We start from the raw sequence: 14,937 nt of genomic DNA on the forward strand, positions 1-14,937 counted from the left end.
GAGCCGCGCCCCCCCCCCGCGCGAGCGCCGCGCCCCCCCCCCCCCCCCCCGGGGGGCGCCCACCCCCCCCCCCCCGCCGCCCCCCCCCGCCCCCCCCCCCCCCCCCCCCCGTCGCGCGTTTCACCCGGGCGGCGTAAGGTGGTGCCCTACTCGCCAGTAACTTGGCGTTCGGAAACCGCAGTGAAGGGCAGGCCACCCCCCATGACCACCGCGACCCGCAGCGAGTTCGACCAGGGCATCGCCCTGACCCGGCACCCTGACGAGCCCGGCCGCTACGAGGCCGAACTCGGTGCCGGCTGGCAGATCGGCGGCGGGGTCAACGGCGGGCTGCTGCTCGCCGTCGCCGGACACGCGCTGTCGCTGGAGCACGGCGACCACCCCGACCCGGTGTCGATCAGTGGTTACTACCTGTCCGCCTCCACGCCCGGCCCGGCCACCGTCCGCACCGAGGTGCTGCGCACCGGCCGCGGGCTCTCCACCGGCACCGCCTCGCTCAGCCAGGACGGCGTGGAGCGGCTGCGGGTGGTCGCCAGCCACGGCGACCTCTCCACCGCCGACGGCGAGGTACGCACCAGCGCCCTGCCGCCGCAGCTGCCGCCGCCGGACCAGTGCATCGGCGTCGAGCACGCGCCCCGGGAGCTGATCGCCCAGGCCGAACTGCTGGAGCGCTTCGACCTGCGGCTGGACCCGGCCACCATCGGCTGGGCGCTCGGGCAGCCGTCCGGCAACGGGCGGATCCAGGGCTGGTTCCGGCTCGCCGACGGCCGCGACCCCGACCCGCTGCTGCTCCTGCTGGTCGCCGACGCGCTGCCGCCGGTGACCTTCGACCTGGGCATGCCCGGCTGGGCCCCGACCGTCGAGCTGACCGTCCACCTGCGGGCCAGGCCGGTCCCGGGCTGGCTGCGGGTCACCCACGCCACCCGCAACGTGGCCGGCGGGTACTTCGAGGAGGATGCCGAGGTCTGGGACGAGTCCGGCCGCCTGGTCGCGCAGTCCCGCCAGCTGGCCCGGGTGCCGCGGAAGGCGTGAATCACATCGTCTTACCGTCGGTTACATTCCTGTGACACGCCGTACGTGTGCGGCGCGCGCGGATGGGGAGATAGACGGTCAGCGGCGAGCCGGCCGCTGACCGTCACCCGCCGACGCCAGGAGCCATCGATGAGCCACAGTGGCCGCGCCCGCCGCAACTCCGACTGCACCGCCGGCGGCCCGCGACCCACGGTGCGGGCGCCGCACCAGCGGCGGCGGGTCGAGGGGGCCGAGCAGGCGTTCGTCATCGGGATCCTGACCAGCGCGGCCGACTTCGCCCGGGCCCGCGCCTGGGGGCTGTCGAACGCCGCCGACCACGAGCACTACCTGGCCGAGACCGCCGAGCTGCTGGCCGACGCCCTGGAGCGCTTCGACACCGTGCGGGCCCGGATGTTCCACCCGCAGGACTTCGCGGAGTTCTGCGTGCTGCACGGGCTGGACCCGGCCGAACCGCTCGCCCGCGACCGCTACCTGGTCAATCCGCCGTTGCAGACCCAGCTGCTGGCCTATCAGGGCGAGGAACTGGCCGGGGACTTCGTGCCGCGCCTGGTCCGGGCCCGGGAGAGCGGGCTGACGCTCTGCCACGCCGACCTGCTGCTGGACGGCGGCCTGTCCGGGGCCGCGGGCGAGGTCGACGAGGAGCACGCCCGCTGGGTACGCGCCGCCCGTCAGCGCGGCGCCGAGGTGTTCCGCCGGATGCTGGTCGGCGCGGGCGCCGGGGTGTACGAGCTGCGGCTGCGGGTGGACGCGCCGGGCGGGCGGCTGACCGCGGCGGCCCGGGTGCTGCAGTGGGAGGACGGCGTGGTCCGGATCAACGACGAGGACCTGGAGCTGGTCTGCGCGGTGCTGTGCGCCGGATTGGCGCTGGAGCTGCCGGGGGTGGCGGTGCTGCACGGCTCGCAGGGCTCGGTGGCGGCGGGCGGCGCCCGCGGCGCAGCCGCTGACGAGCACTTCCTGCCGGCCTCCTGGGCCTGGTCGAGCGGCGGGCAGGACTGGGCGCCGGCTGCCGGGCCGGTGCGGTTGGACGGCGTGGCGGCGCAGCCCGGCTACAGCCTGGGGACGGTCTGCTGAGCCGGCCGTGGACGCGCGACGGCGCGGCCCCCGGGATGCGGGGTGCCGCGCCGTGACGTTTCTGCAAGGCCCGGGGCGTGGCCCGGACCGCGGACCGAGCCGACGGGAGCCGGTGCGGCGAGCGTCAGCTCGCCTCCTCCTCGCGCACCGCACGGCGCGCGTCGGGGTTCAGCACGCCCCAGGAGATCAGCTGCTCGGTGAGGATCGACGGCGACTGGTCGTAGATGACCGCCAGGGTGCGCAGGTCGTCCTGGCGGATCGACAGCACCTTGCCGTTGTAGTCGCCGCGCTGGCTCTGGATCGTCGCCGCGTAGCGCTGCAGCGGGCCGGCCTTCTCGGACGGGACCTGGGTCAGTCTCTCCAGGTCGAGCACCAGGCGCGGCGGCGGCTCGGCCGCGCCGCCGGGGGTGCCGCCGGGCAGCAGCTCCTGCACCGGGACGCCGTAGAACTCCGCCAGCTCGGCCAGCCGCTGCACGGTGACCGCACGGTCGCCGCGCTCGTACGAGCCGACGACGACTGCCTTCCAGCGCCCCTGGGACTTCTCCTCGACACCGTGCAGGGAGAGACCCTGCTGAGTGCGGATCGCTCGGAGCTTGCCCCCGAGTTGCTTCGCGTAGTCGCTGGACATTGATCTCCCCGGACGAGATTGCTTCGCGTTCAGTGGTGGGTCACGGACGATGGTCGACGCCGTTACCGGTGGGTTCGACGTCCGTCTCGTAACTCACTGTGAGGTTACGTAGAGTAAGGTAGCTGCGTCAAGCCGAATGGGGCAGTCGTGCGAATGGCCCGCATCCGCGGCGCGTCCGGGGCGTGAACCGGGCGAAGCGGAATGGTGCGTGTCCGGTTGCCTCCCGGCCCGCTGCTAGGATGGCTCGAAGCCCGCGCCAGGTCGGCGGGGGCAGTCCCAGACATCCTTTAAGGCCCGTCCAGTGAGGCGGGGAAGGAGGTCCGCTTCGGCATGACCACACACCAAGATTCGACGCCGCGACCGCCGCACCAGGTGCTGGACGGCACGGACATCGCCCGGGTCGTCACCCGGATAGCGCACGAGATCGTCGAGCGCGCCAAGGGCGCCGAGGACGTCGTGCTGCTCGGCATCCACACCAGGGGCGTCCACCTCGCCCGCCGCCTGCACGGCCGGCTGGCCCAGATCACCGGGCGCGAGATCCCGCTGGGTGCCCTGGACATCACCATGTACCGGGACGACCTGCGGCTCAAGCCCGCCCGCGCCCTGGAGCACACCGAGATCCCGTCCGGCGGCATCGACGGCAAGCTCGTCATCCTCGTCGACGACGTGCTCTTCTCCGGCCGCACCATCCGGGCCGCGCTCGACGCGCTGAACGACATCGGCCGCCCGCGCGCCGTCCAGCTCGCCGTCCTGGTCGACCGCGGCCACCGCGAGCTGCCGATCCGGGCCGACTACGTGGGCAAGAACCTCCCCACCTCGCTGCGCGAGGCCGTGCAGGTGCGCCTGTCCGACAGCGACGGCGTGGACGCCGTGCTGGTCGGCGACCGCGCCTACACCGATGCGTCGCGCTCCGCGCGCGATGAACAGGGTTCGCAGGCCCTGGCCTCCCAGCCGTCCGAACCGCACCTCCCGGAGTAGCCCGCGTGAAGCGCCACCTCGTCTCCGCCGCCGACCTCACCCGCGACGACGCGCTGCTGATCCTGGACACCGCCGAGGAGCTGGCCCAGCTCTCCGGACGGGCCGTCAAGAAGCTGCCCACGCTGCGCGGCCGGACCGTCGTCAACCTCTTCTTCGAGGACTCGACCCGCACCAAGACCTCCTTCGAGGTCGCCGAGAAGCGGCTCTCCGCCGACGTCATCAACTTCTCCGCCAAGGGCTCCTCGGTCTCCAAGGGCGAGAGCCTCAAGGACACCGCGCTCACCCTCCAGGCGATGGGCGCCGACGCGGTCGTCGTCCGGCACCACGCCTCGGGCGCGCCGGCCCGCCTCGCCCAGTCCGACTGGCTGCACGGCAGCGTGATCAACGCCGGTGACGGCACCCACGAGCACCCCACCCAGGCGCTGCTCGACGCCTTCACCATGCGCCGCCACCTCAACGCCGGGCTGGGCAACGACCTCGCCGGGCGCCGGGTGACCATCGTCGGCGACATCCTGCACAGCCGGGTCGCCCGTTCCAACGTGCACCTGCTGACCACCCTCGGTGCCCAGGTCACCTTCGTCGCCCCGCCGACGCTGCTGCCGATCGGCATTCAGAACTGGCCCTGCGAGGTCAGCTACGACCTGGACCGCGTGCTCCCCAAGACGGACGCGGTGATGATGCTGCGGGTGCAGCGCGAGCGGATGAACGCCGCGTTCTTCCCGACCGAGCGCGAGTACAGCCGCCGCTACGGCCTGAACGGCACCCGGATGTCCCAGCTGCCCGAGCACGCCATCGTGATGCACCCCGGCCCGATGGTGCGCGGCATGGAGATCACCGCCGAGGTCGCCGACTCGCCGCGCTGCACCGTGGTCGAGCAGGTCGCCAACGGCGTGTCGGTCCGGATGGCCGTCCTGTACCTGCTGCTCGGGGGAGCCACCCTCAACGACGCCCGCACCGACTCCGTGGAGACCGCTCAGTGACCACCTACCTGATCCGCAACGCCCAGATCCTCGGCGGTGCCCCGCAGGACCTCCACCTCGCCGACGGTGTGATCAAGGCGATCGGCACCGACCTGGCGGTCGAGGCGGACATCGAGATCGACGCCGGCGGCCTGATCGTGCTGCCCGGCCTCGTCGACCTGCACACCCACCTGCGCGAGCCCGGCCGCGAGGACGCCGAGACCGTGCTCACCGGCACCCGGGCCGCCGCGATGGGCGGCTTCACCGCCGTGCACGCGATGGCCAACACCACCCCGGTGGCCGACACCGCCGGCGTGGTCGAGCAGGTCTGGCGACTCGGCCAGGAGGCCGGCTACTGCGACGTGCAGCCGGTCGGCGCCGTCACCGTCGGCCTGGAGGGCAACAAGCTCGCCGAGCTGGGCGCGATGCACGAGTCCGCCGCGAACGTGCGGGTCTTCTCCGACGACGGCAAGTGCGTGGACGACGCGGTGCTGATGCGCCGCGCCCTGGAGTACGTCAAGGCCTTCGACGGCGTCGTCGCCCAGCACGCCCAGGAGCCGCGGCTCACCGAGGGCGCCCAGATGAACGAGGGCCAGGTCTCCGGCGAGCTCGGGCTCGGCGGCTGGCCGGCCGTCGCCGAGGAGTCGATCATCGCGCGGGACGTGCTGCTCGCCGCGCACGTCGGCTCCCGGCTGCACGTCTGCCACGTCTCCACCGCCGGCTCGGTCGAGATCATCCGCTGGGCCAAGGCCAAGGGCTGGGACGTCACCGCCGAGGTCACCCCGCACCACCTGCTGCTCACCGACGAGCTGGTCCGCTCCTACGACCCGGTCTACAAGGTCAACCCGCCGCTGCGCACCGCCGAGGACGTCCAGGCGCTGCGCAAGGCGCTCGCGGACGGCACCATCGACGCCGTCGCCACCGACCACGCGCCGCACCCGGACGAGGACAAGGACTGCGAGTGGGCCGTCGCCGCGATGGGCATGGTCGGCCTGGAGACCGCGCTGTCGGTCGTGCAGCAGACCATGGTGGACACCGGCCTGCTGAACTGGGAGGGCGTCGCCGACCGCATGTCGCACCGCCCGGCCCGGATCGGCCGTCTCGCCGGACAGGGCCGTCCCGTCTCGGTCGGTGAGCCGGCCAACCTGGTGCTGTTCGATCCCGCGTACCGTGGTGCCGTGAACCCGGACAGCTTCGCCACCCGCAGCCGCAACACCCCCTACAAGGGCCTTGACCTGCCCGGACGGGTGCACGCCACCTTCCTGCGCGGGCGCGCCACCGTGCTGGCCGGCGAGCTGGCCGAGCAGGGCGGGGCGGCGTGACCGGCCCGGCCGCGCTCGCCCAGGAGCAGGCCAAGGTCACCAACTGGCCCGGGTACATCGGCTGGGCCGTCGGCCTGCTGATCGTCATCGGGCTCGTCTACTGGCTGATGCGGCAGGGCTGGAACTGGCGGCGCACCCTCCAGTCCGGCATCCCGCCGCTGCCCGCCGTGCCGGCCGGCGCCGGGCGGACCATCCTGGAGACCAGCGGGCGGTACCACGGCTCCACCACCGCCGGGAACTGGCTCGACCGGGTCGTCGCGCACGGCCTGGGCACCCGCAGCCGCGCCGACCTCACCCTCGGCGAGGACGGCCTGCTGGTGCGGCGCCCCGGTGACGTCGACCTCTGGATCCCGGCCGGGCACCTGACCGGTGCCCGCACGGACTCCGGGATCGCCGGCAAGGTCGTCCCGGCCGGGCTGCTCGTCGTCAGCTGGACGCACGAGGGCACCGAGCTGGACTCGGGCTTCCGGGCCGACCACCCCGACGAGCACGCCGCCTGGGTCGAGGCGATCGCCCAACTCGCAACACGTACGAAGACGAAGACGGAAGAGGCCGCTCAATGACCGCACCTGCCCCCACCACGCAGCGCCGACGGCGGGAGCGCACCCCCGCCGTGCTCGTCCTGGAGGACGGCCGGACCTTCCGCGGCGAGGCCTACGGCGCGACCGGCGAGACCTTCGGCGAGGCCGTCTTCAACACCGGCATGTCCGGCTACCAGGAGACCCTCACCGACCCGTCGTACCACCGCCAGGTGGTCGTGATGACCGCCCCGCAGATCGGCAACACCGGCTGGAACGACGAGGACGACGAGTCCAAGCGGATCTGGGTCGCCGGGTACGTCGTGCGCGACCCCGCCCGGGTGGCGTCCAACTGGCGCTCCACCCGCTCGCTGGACGAGGAGCTCGTCCGCCAGGGCGTCGTCGGCATCAGCGGCATCGACACCCGGGCGCTCACCCGCCACCTGCGCGAGCGCGGCGCGATGCGCTGCGGCATCTTCTCCGGCGAGGCGCTGACCGACCAGGCCGAACTGCTCGCCCGGGTGCAGCAGTCGCCCGAGATGAAGGGCGCCGACCTGTGCGCCGAGGTGGCGACCACCGAGGCGTACGTCGTGCCCGCGATCGGTGAGAAGAAGTTCACCGTCGCCGCGCTGGACCTCGGCATCAAGGGGATGACCCCGCAGCGGATGGCCGAGCGCGGCATCGAGGTGCACGTGCTGCCGGCCAACTCCACCCTGGAGGACCTCTACGCGGTCCAGCCGGACGGCGTGTTCTTCTCCAACGGCCCGGGCGACCCGGCCACCGCCGACCACCAGGTCGCCGTCGCGCAGGGCGTGCTGGAGCGCGGGACCCCGTTCTTCGGGATCTGCTTCGGCAACCAGATCCTCGGCCGCGCACTGGGCTTCGGCACCTACAAGCTCAAGTACGGCCACCGCGGCATCAACCAGCCGGTGCAGGACCGCACCACCGGCAAGGTCGAGGTGACCGCGCACAACCACGGCTTCGCCGTGAACGCACCGCTGGACCGGGTGAGCGACACCCCCTTCGGGCGGGTCGAGGTCTCCCACGTCTGCCTCAACGACGACGTGGTCGAGGGCCTCCAGGCGCTCGACGTCCCCGCCTTCAGCGTGCAGTACCACCCCGAAGCGGCGGCCGGCCCGCACGACGCGGCCTACCTCTTCGACCGGTTCGTCGAGCTCATGCGCGGCGACGACAAGCACAGCGCGAAGCTCATGGAGGGCCAGCGTGCCTAAGCGCACTGACATCAAGTCCGTCCTGGTGATCGGGTCCGGCCCGATCGTGATCGGCCAGGCCGCCGAGTTCGACTACTCGGGCACGCAGGCCTGCCGCGTCCTCAAGGCCGAGGGCCTGCGGGTCGTGCTGGTCAACTCCAACCCGGCCACGATCATGACCGACCCGGAGATCGCCGACGCCACCTACGTCGAGCCGATCACCCCGGAGTTCGTCGAGCGGATCATCGCCAAGGAGCGCCCCGACGCGCTGCTGCCGACCCTCGGCGGGCAGACCGCGCTCAACACCGCGATCTCGCTGCACTCGGCCGGCACGCTGGAGAAGTACGGCGTCGAGCTGATCGGCGCCGACGTGGTGGCGATCAACAAGGGCGAGGACCGCCAGCTGTTCAAGGGCGTCGTCGAGGCGGTCAACGCCAAGATCGGCCACGGCGAGTCGGCCCGCTCGGTCATCTGCCACTCGATGGACGACGTGCTGGCCGGCGTCGACACGCTCGGCGGCTACCCCGTCGTCGTGCGCCCCTCCTTCACCATGGGCGGCGCCGGCTCCGGCTTCGCCCACGACGAGGAGGACCTGCGCCGCATCGCCGGCCAGGGCCTGGCCCTCTCGCCGACCACCGAGGTGCTCCTGGAGGAGTCCATCCTCGGCTGGAAGGAGTACGAGCTGGAGCTGATGCGCGACAAGAACGACAACGTCGTGGTCGTCTGCTCCATCGAGAACTTCGACCCGATGGGCGTGCACACCGGTGACTCGATCACCGTCGCCCCGGCGATGACCCTCACCGACCGTGAGTACCAGATCCTGCGCGACATCGGCATCGCCGTGATCCGCGAGGTCGGCGTCGACACCGGCGGCTGCAACATCCAGTTCGCCGTCAACCCCGACGACGGCCGGGTCATCGTCATCGAGATGAACCCGCGGGTGTCGCGCTCCTCCGCGCTGGCCTCGAAGGCGACCGGCTTCCCGATCGCCAAGATCGCCGCCAAGCTGGCCGTCGGCTACACGCTCGACGAGATCCCCAACGACATCACCGAGCAGACCCCGGCCTCCTTCGAGCCGGCCCTCGACTACGTCGTGGTGAAGGTCCCCCGGTTCGCGTTCGAGAAGTTCCCGAGCGCCGACGCCACGCTGACCACCACCATGAAGTCGGTCGGCGAGGCCATGGCCATGGGCCGCAACTTCCCCGAGGCGCTGCAGAAGGCGCTGCGCTCGCTGGAGAAGAAGGGCTCCCAGTTCTCCTGGACCGGCCCGGTCGGCGACAAGGCCGAGCTGCTGGTCAAGGCGGTCGTGCCGACCGACGGCCGGATCAACACCGTGATGCAGGCCATCCGGGCCGGCGCCACCCCGGAGGAGGTGTTCGAGGCCACCAAGATCGACCCGTGGTTCGTCGACCAGCTCTTCCTGCTCGACGAGATCGCCGCCGAGCTGACCGAGGCCGCGAAGCTCACCCCCGAACTGCTGCGCCACGCCAAGCGGCACGGCTTCTCCGACCAGCAGATCGGCGAGATCCGCGGCCTGAAGCCGGACGTCGTCCGCGAGGTCCGGCACGCGCTCGGCATCCGCCCGGTGTTCAAGACCGTCGACACCTGCGCCGCCGAGTTCGCCGCCAAGACCCCGTACTTCTACTCGTCCTACGACGAGGAGAACGAGGTCGCCCCGCGCACCAAGCCGGCCGTGATCATCCTCGGCTCCGGCCCGAACCGCATCGGCCAGGGCATCGAGTTCGACTACTCCTGCGTGCACGCCTCCTTCGCGCTGGCCGACGCCGGGTACGAGACCGTGATGGTCAACTGCAACCCGGAGACCGTCTCCACCGACTACGACACCTCCGACCGGCTCTACTTCGAGCCGCTCACCCTGGAGGACGTGCTGGAGATCGTCCACGCCGAGCAGCAGGCCGGCCCGCTGGCCGGCGTGATCGTCCAGCTCGGCGGCCAGACCCCGCTCGGCCTGGCCCAGGCGCTCAAGGACAACGGCGTGCCGATCGTCGGCACCCAGCCCGAGGCGATCGACCTCGCCGAGGAGCGCGGCGCCTTCGGCCGCGTGCTGCGCGACGCCGGCCTGCCCGCCCCCAAGCACGGCACCGCCTTCTCCTTCGCCGAGGCCAAGGCCATCGCCGACGAGATCGGCTACCCGGTGCTCGCCCGCCCGTCGTACGTGCTCGGCGGCCGCGGCATGGAGATCGTCTACGACGAGGCCTCGCTCGCCTCCTACCTGGAGCGCCACGCCGGCCTGATCTCCGAGCACCCGGTGCTCATCGACCGCTTCCTCGACGACGCGGTGGAGATCGACGTCGACGCGCTGTACGACGGCACCGAGCTCTACCTCGGCGGCGTCATGGAGCACATCGAGGAGGCCGGCATCCACTCCGGCGACTCCGCCTGCGCGCTGCCCCCGATCACCCTCGGCGGCTACGACATCAAGCGCCTGCGCACCTCCACCGAGGCCATCGCGCGCGGCGTCGGCGTCCGCGGCCTGATCAACATCCAGTTCGCGCTGGCCGGGGACATCCTGTACGTGCTGGAGGCCAACCCGCGCGCCTCCCGCACCGTGCCGTTCACCTCCAAGGCGACCGCCGTGCCGCTGGCCAAGGCCGCCGCCCGGATCTCGCTCGGCGCCACCATCGCCGAACTGCGCGCCGAGGGCCTGCTCCCGGCCGAGGGCGACGGCGGCACGCTGCCGGCCGACGCGCCGATCGCGGTCAAGGAGGCCGTGATGCCGTGGAGCCGCTTCCGCGACATCCACGGCCGCGGCGTGGACACCGTGCTCGGCCCGGAGATGCGCTCGACCGGCGAGGTCATGGGCATCGACAAGGTCTTCGGCACGGCCTACGCCAAGGCCCAGGCCGGCGCCTACGGCGCGCTGCCGACCAAGGGCAAGGTCTTCGTCTCGGTCGCCAACCGCGACAAGCGCAACCTGGTCTTCCCGGCCCGCGCGCTGGTCGGCCTCGGCTTCGAGGTGCTCGCCACCGCCGGCACCGCCGAGGTGCTGCACCGCGGCGGCATCCCGTCCACGCTGGTGCGCAAGCACAGCGAGGGCGAGGGCCCCAACGGCGAGCGGACCATCGTCCAGCTGATCCACGACGGTGAGGTCGACCTCATCATCAACACGCCGTACGGCACCGGCGGGCGCCTCGACGGCTACGAGATCCGCACCGCCGCCGTGTCCCGCGGCGTGCCCTGCCTGACCACGGTCCAGGCGATGGGCGCGGCCGTCCAGGGCATGGACGCGCTGCTGCGCGACGAGGTCGGGGTGATGTCGCTCCAGGAGCACGCCGCGCTGATCAACGCCGGCCGCAAGTAGCACCACAGCAGTGGGGGGCACCGAGGCCAGCCGGGTGCCCCCCACTTCCATGCCCTGATCCGGGTGCTCACGCTCAGATCCGGGCCCTGATCCGGGAGTTGGGTTTTTGTACAAGCTGCTGTTCGACCTCGTCTTCAAGAAGATGGACCCCGAGAAGGCCCACCACCTCGCCTTCTTCTGGATCCGGCTCGCCTCCTCGGTGCCCGGCCTGCGCACGCTGGCGCGGCTGGTGCTCGCCCCGCGCGACCGGGCGCTGCACACCACCGCCCTCGGCCTCGACCTGCCGGGCCCGTTCGGCCTGGCGGCCGGCTTCGACAAGAACGGCGTCGGCATCGACGGCCTGGCGATGCTCGGCTTCGACTACGTCGAGATCGGCACCATCACCGGCGAGCCCCAGCCGGGCAACCCGACGCCCCGGCTGTTCCGCCTGGTCGAGGACCGCGCGCTGATCAACCGGATGGGCTTCAACAACCAGGGCTCGGCCCGGGTCGCCGCGCGCCTCGCCGCCCGCCCGCACACCAGCTCCACCCCGGTGATCGGCGTCAACATCGGCAAGACCAAGGTGGTCGAGGAGGCCGACGCCGTCGCCGACTACGTCAAGTCCACCGAGCGGCTGGCCAAGTACGCCGACTACCTGGTCGTCAACGTCAGTTCGCCGAACACCCCCGGGCTGCGCAACCTCCAGGCCGTGGACCACCTGCGCCCGCTGCTCGCCGCCGTCCGCGAGGCCGCCGACCGCACCACCGCGCACCACGTCCCGCTGCTGGTCAAGATCGCCCCCGACCTGGCCGACGAGGACGTCGACGCGGTCGCCGACCTCGCCCTGGAACTGGGCCTGGACGGCATCATCGCCACCAACACCACGATCGGCCGCGAAGGCCTGCGCGCCGACGCCGCCCGGGTCGAGGAGATCGGCATGGGCGGCCTGTCCGGCGCCCCGCTCAAGGCCCGCGCCCTGGAGGTGCTCCAGCGCCTGCGCGCCCGGACCGGGGGCCGGCTGACGCTGGTCTCGGTCGGCGGCGTCGAGACCGCCGAGGACGTCTGGCAGCGGATCGTCCACGGCGCGGACCTCGTCCAGGGCTACAGCGCCTTCATCTACGAGGGCCCGTTCTGGTGCCGCCGGATCCACCGGGGCCTCTCCGCCCGGATCCGGGCCGCGGGCTTCCGCGACCTGGCCGCCGCCGTCGGCAGTGCCGTCGACGGCGCCAAGGCCGCCTCCTGAACCTCCGTACGCCACGGCTCCGTACGACGCCCCGTGCGAGCCGTGTAGGACCCGCGCACGGCCTCCGTGCGGCCTCCCCACGACCTTCCGGAAGGACGACATGACCCTCGCCCCGTTCGGCGCCCGGCTGCGCCAGGCCCTCGACACCCGTGGCCAGCTCTGCGTCGGCATCGACCCGCACGCCTCCCTGCTCGCCGCCTGGGGGCTCGGCGACGACCTCGCCGGCCTGGAGACCTTCAGCCGCACCGTCGTCGAGGCGCTGGCCGACCGGGTGGCCGTGCTCAAGCCGCAGGCCGCCTTCTTCGAGCGCTTCGGCAGCAAGGGCGTCGCGGTGCTGGAGAAGTCCGTCGAGGAGGCCAGGGCGGCCGGCGCGCTGGTCCTGATGGACGCCAAGCGCGGCGACATCGGCTCCACCATGGCCGCCTACGCGGAGGCCTTCCTGTCGCCCGGCAGCCCGCTGTTCTCGGACGCCGTCACGGTCAGCCCGTACCTGGGCTTCGGCTCGCTGCGCCCGGCCCTCGACCTGGCCCGCGCGCAGGGCTGCGGCGTGTTCGCGCTGGCGCTCACCTCCAACCCGGAGGGCCACGAGGTGCAGCGGGCGGTCGGCGCGGACGGCGAGTCGGTCGCGGCCTCGGTGCTGCGGCAACTGGCGGCGGAGAACGGCGACGCCGCCCCGCTGGGCTCCTTCGGCGCGGTCGTCGGCGCGACGCTCGCCGACGCGGGCGTGGAACTGGCCATCAACGGCCCGCTGCTGGCGCCCGGGATCGGCGCCCAGGGCGCGACGATGGCCGACCTGCCGCGGGTGTTCGGCGCCGCGGTGATCAACGTGGTGCCGAGCGTCAGCCGGGACGTGCTCAAGCACGGTCCGTCGGTGGCGGCCCTGCGCTCGGCGGCCGAGCGGTTCGTCGGCGAGTACGCGGACGCGGTGAAGTAGCGGACGCGGTGAAGTAGCGGCGATCGCGGGCGCGAGCGCGTAGCGGGGCGATGACCCTGCGCAGTGTGCGCAGCCCGGCGAGGGTCCCCGGACCCCACCGAAGTTGACGTGAGCGCCGTCACATTGGCGGTGTCAAAGTTTCGCAATCGCGGTCATTTTGCCCTGGAAAGTCCTGGTCGGCCTTGGCTGACCAGGACTTTTCGTGTTCTTTTCCTGACGTGGCGCCGCAATCCGGGTAGTGTCCGGCGATAGGTCATCGGCGAGCCGCGAAACCCGTAGCTCCCGCAGGTCAAGGGCCCTGTGGTTCCCCTTGCGGACGGTGTCCTGGGATCCAAACCAGTCATAGCTCAATCCCTTCCTTCCACACCCTGAGGTGAACGGCGTGGCTCTTCCGCCCCTTACCCCTGAACAGCGCACCGCCGCGCTCGCCAAGGCCGCCGAGGCTCGCCGGGAGCGCGCCGAGGTCAAGAACCGGCTCAAGCACTCCGGCGCCTCCCTGCACGAGGTGATCAAGGCCGGAAAGGCCGAGAACGACGTCATCGGCAAGATGAAGGTCTCCGCACTGCTGGAGTCCCTTCCCGGCGTCGGCAAGGTCCGTGCCAAGCAGATCATGGAACGCCTCGGCATCAGCGAGAGCCGGCGCGTCCGCGGCCTCGGTACGAACCAGATCGCCTCCCTGGAGCGGGAGTTCGGCGGCGGTGCCGCCTGACCGTGCCCCGTGGTCCCGGGACCGTCCGCGATCCGGGATAATCGGTGCATGAGTGAGCGTCCGCGGCTGACCGTGCTCTCCGGCCCTTCGGGGGTCGGCAAGAGCACGGTCGTCGCTCATATGAGGAAGCAGCACCCCGAGGTCTGGCTCTCGGTGTCGGCGACGACCCGGCACCCGAGGCCGGGCGAGCAGAACGGGGTCCAGTACCACTTCGTCGACAACGACGAGTTCGACAAGCTGATCGCCAACGGCGAGCTGCTGGAGTGGGCCGTCTTCGCCGGCAACCGCTACGGCACCCCGCGCTCGGCGGTGCTGGAGAAGCTGGAGCGCGGCGAGCCCGTCCTGCTGGAGATCGACCTCCAGGGCGCCCGCCAGGTGCGCGAGTCGATGCCCGAGGCGCAGCTGGTCTTCCTGGCCCCGCCGAGCTGGGACGAGCTGGTCCGACGGCTGACCGGTCGGGGCACGGAGTCGCAGGACGTGATCGCGAAGCGGCTGGAGGCGGCCAAGGTCGAGCTCGCGGCCGAGACCGAGTTCGACACGACCCTTGTCAACACCTCCGTCGAGCAGGTAGCGGCCGAACTGCTAGCCTTGCTCGGTGTAGCCTGACCTGTCTGTCTTTTCCACCCTTTCGGAAGGTTTTCGCGTGTCCTCTTCCATGACCGCGCCCGAGGGCATCATCAACCCGCCGATCGACGAGCTGCTTGAGGCCACCGACTCCAAGTACAGCCTCGTGATCTACGCCGCCAAGCGCGCGCGTCAGATCAACGCGTACTACTCCCAGCTCGGTGAGGGCCTGCTCGAGTACGTCGGCCCGCTGGTCGACACCCACGTGCACGAGAAGCCGCTGTCGATCGCGCTGCGCGAGATCAACGCGGGCATGCTGACCGCCGAGGCGATCGAAGCCGCCTGAGGCGGTGCTCCGAAGTTTCTTGTGGAAGGGCCCCCCGCCGAAGGTTTCACCCGGGCCCGCGGGCATAACCCGGGGGGTGTGGGGGACACCACGGCGCGCGCGGGCGCGGGGGGGGGGGGGTGTG

General features: G+C 72.1%; 14 protein-coding genes. 13 read left to right on the forward strand and 1 reads right to left on the reverse strand.

Annotation, left to right across the window (positions count from 1 at the left end; translation table 11 throughout):
• The first annotated feature begins 201 nt into the window (after window positions 1-201).
• Together ACFV61_RS26665 and ACFV61_RS26670 are read left to right on the forward strand one after the other, a co-directional pair.
• Window positions 202-1,029 carry a thioesterase family protein gene (locus ACFV61_RS26665; RefSeq protein WP_380487013.1) on the forward strand — a complete coding sequence of 276 codons (828 nt, stop codon included), beginning with the start codon at window positions 202-204 and terminating at the stop codon, window positions 1,027-1,029.
• Window positions 1,030-1,158: 129 nt separating this feature from the next.
• Window positions 1,159-2,100, forward strand: a complete 942-nt coding sequence (locus tag ACFV61_RS26670; protein WP_380342382.1) for a hypothetical protein — start codon at window positions 1,159-1,161, stop codon at window positions 2,098-2,100.
• Between the two features lie 124 nt (window positions 2,101-2,224).
• On the opposite strand, the gene ACFV61_RS26675 is transcribed toward ACFV61_RS26670, so the two are convergent.
• Entirely contained in the window at window positions 2,225-2,728 is a 504-nt protein-coding gene (locus ACFV61_RS26675) for a transcriptional regulator (protein ID WP_031072501.1), read from the reverse strand.
• Between the two features lie 330 nt (window positions 2,729-3,058).
• On the opposite strand from ACFV61_RS26675, the gene pyrR reads away from it, so the two are divergent.
• From pyrR to rpoZ, 11 genes are all read left to right on the forward strand, one after another.
• Window positions 3,059-3,706 (forward strand): bifunctional pyr operon transcriptional regulator/uracil phosphoribosyltransferase PyrR, encoded by a 648-nt coding sequence (gene pyrR / locus ACFV61_RS26680; RefSeq protein WP_063346763.1) that lies wholly within the window; start codon window positions 3,059-3,061, stop codon window positions 3,704-3,706.
• 5 nt (window positions 3,707-3,711) lie between these two features.
• Window positions 3,712-4,686 carry an aspartate carbamoyltransferase catalytic subunit gene (locus ACFV61_RS26685; protein ID WP_063346762.1) on the forward strand — a complete coding sequence of 325 codons (975 nt, stop codon included), beginning with the start codon at window positions 3,712-3,714 and terminating at the stop codon, window positions 4,684-4,686.
• A complete protein-coding gene (locus ACFV61_RS26690) occupies window positions 4,683-5,987 on the forward strand; it encodes a dihydroorotase (RefSeq protein ID WP_363372726.1) in 1,305 nt (434 codons plus the stop codon). The genes ACFV61_RS26685 and ACFV61_RS26690 overlap by 4 nt, the downstream gene beginning before the upstream one ends.
• Complete coding sequence (locus tag ACFV61_RS26695; protein ID WP_363372725.1) at window positions 5,984-6,550, forward strand: hypothetical protein; 567 nt, start codon at window positions 5,984-5,986, stop codon at window positions 6,548-6,550. The genes ACFV61_RS26690 and ACFV61_RS26695 overlap by 4 nt, the downstream gene beginning before the upstream one ends.
• Window positions 6,547-7,737: a glutamine-hydrolyzing carbamoyl-phosphate synthase small subunit gene (carA, locus tag ACFV61_RS26700; RefSeq protein WP_063346759.1), complete on the forward strand. Its 1,191-nt coding sequence runs from the start codon at window positions 6,547-6,549 to the stop codon at window positions 7,735-7,737. The genes ACFV61_RS26695 and carA overlap by 4 nt, the downstream gene beginning before the upstream one ends.
• Window positions 7,730-11,038, forward strand: a complete 3,309-nt coding sequence (gene carB, locus ACFV61_RS26705; protein ID WP_380494308.1) for a carbamoyl-phosphate synthase large subunit — start codon at window positions 7,730-7,732, stop codon at window positions 11,036-11,038. Before carA ends, carB begins: the two co-directional genes overlap by 8 nt.
• A gap of 106 nt (window positions 11,039-11,144) precedes the next feature.
• Complete coding sequence (locus ACFV61_RS26710; protein WP_380494310.1) at window positions 11,145-12,260, forward strand: quinone-dependent dihydroorotate dehydrogenase; 1,116 nt, start codon at window positions 11,145-11,147, stop codon at window positions 12,258-12,260.
• A 100-nt stretch (window positions 12,261-12,360) separates the two neighbouring features.
• Window positions 12,361-13,194, forward strand: a complete 834-nt coding sequence (gene pyrF, locus ACFV61_RS26715) for an orotidine-5'-phosphate decarboxylase (RefSeq protein ID WP_350877835.1) — start codon at window positions 12,361-12,363, stop codon at window positions 13,192-13,194.
• A 382-nt stretch (window positions 13,195-13,576) separates the two neighbouring features.
• Window positions 13,577-13,903 (forward strand): integration host factor, actinobacterial type, encoded by a 327-nt coding sequence (gene mihF, locus ACFV61_RS26720; protein ID WP_063346755.1) that lies wholly within the window; start codon window positions 13,577-13,579, stop codon window positions 13,901-13,903.
• 48 nt (window positions 13,904-13,951) lie between these two features.
• Window positions 13,952-14,509, forward strand: coding sequence for a guanylate kinase (gene gmk / locus ACFV61_RS26725; protein WP_380370776.1), 558 nt, complete (start codon window positions 13,952-13,954; stop codon window positions 14,507-14,509).
• 37 nt (window positions 14,510-14,546) lie between these two features.
• Entirely contained in the window at window positions 14,547-14,813 is a 267-nt protein-coding gene (gene rpoZ / locus ACFV61_RS26730) for a DNA-directed RNA polymerase subunit omega (RefSeq protein WP_030240625.1), read from the forward strand.
• The last annotated feature ends 124 nt before the right edge of the window (window positions 14,814-14,937 follow it).

The organism is Kitasatospora sp. NPDC059817 (assembly GCF_042731835.1).
Taxonomy (GTDB): Bacteria; Actinomycetota; Actinomycetes; order Streptomycetales; family Streptomycetaceae; genus Kitasatospora.

Bases quoted from the DNA above. Each gene is read 5' to 3' on its own strand.
- ACFV61_RS26665 (WP_380487013.1), top strand. From the start codon at position 202: ATGACCACCGCGACCCGCAGCGAGTTCGACCAGGGCATCGCCCTGACC.
- ACFV61_RS26670 (WP_380342382.1), top strand. From the start codon at position 1,159: ATGAGCCACAGTGGCCGCGCCCGCCGCAACTCCGACTGCACCGCCGGC.
- ACFV61_RS26675 (WP_031072501.1), bottom strand. From the start codon at position 2,728: ATGTCCAGCGACTACGCGAAGCAACTCGGGGGCAAGCTCCGAGCGATC.
- pyrR (WP_063346763.1), top strand. From the start codon at position 3,059: ATGACCACACACCAAGATTCGACGCCGCGACCGCCGCACCAGGTGCTG.
- carA (WP_063346759.1), top strand. From the start codon at position 6,547: ATGACCGCACCTGCCCCCACCACGCAGCGCCGACGGCGGGAGCGCACC.
- pyrF (WP_350877835.1), top strand. From the start codon at position 12,361: ATGACCCTCGCCCCGTTCGGCGCCCGGCTGCGCCAGGCCCTCGACACC.
- gmk (WP_380370776.1), top strand. From the start codon at position 13,952: ATGAGTGAGCGTCCGCGGCTGACCGTGCTCTCCGGCCCTTCGGGGGTC.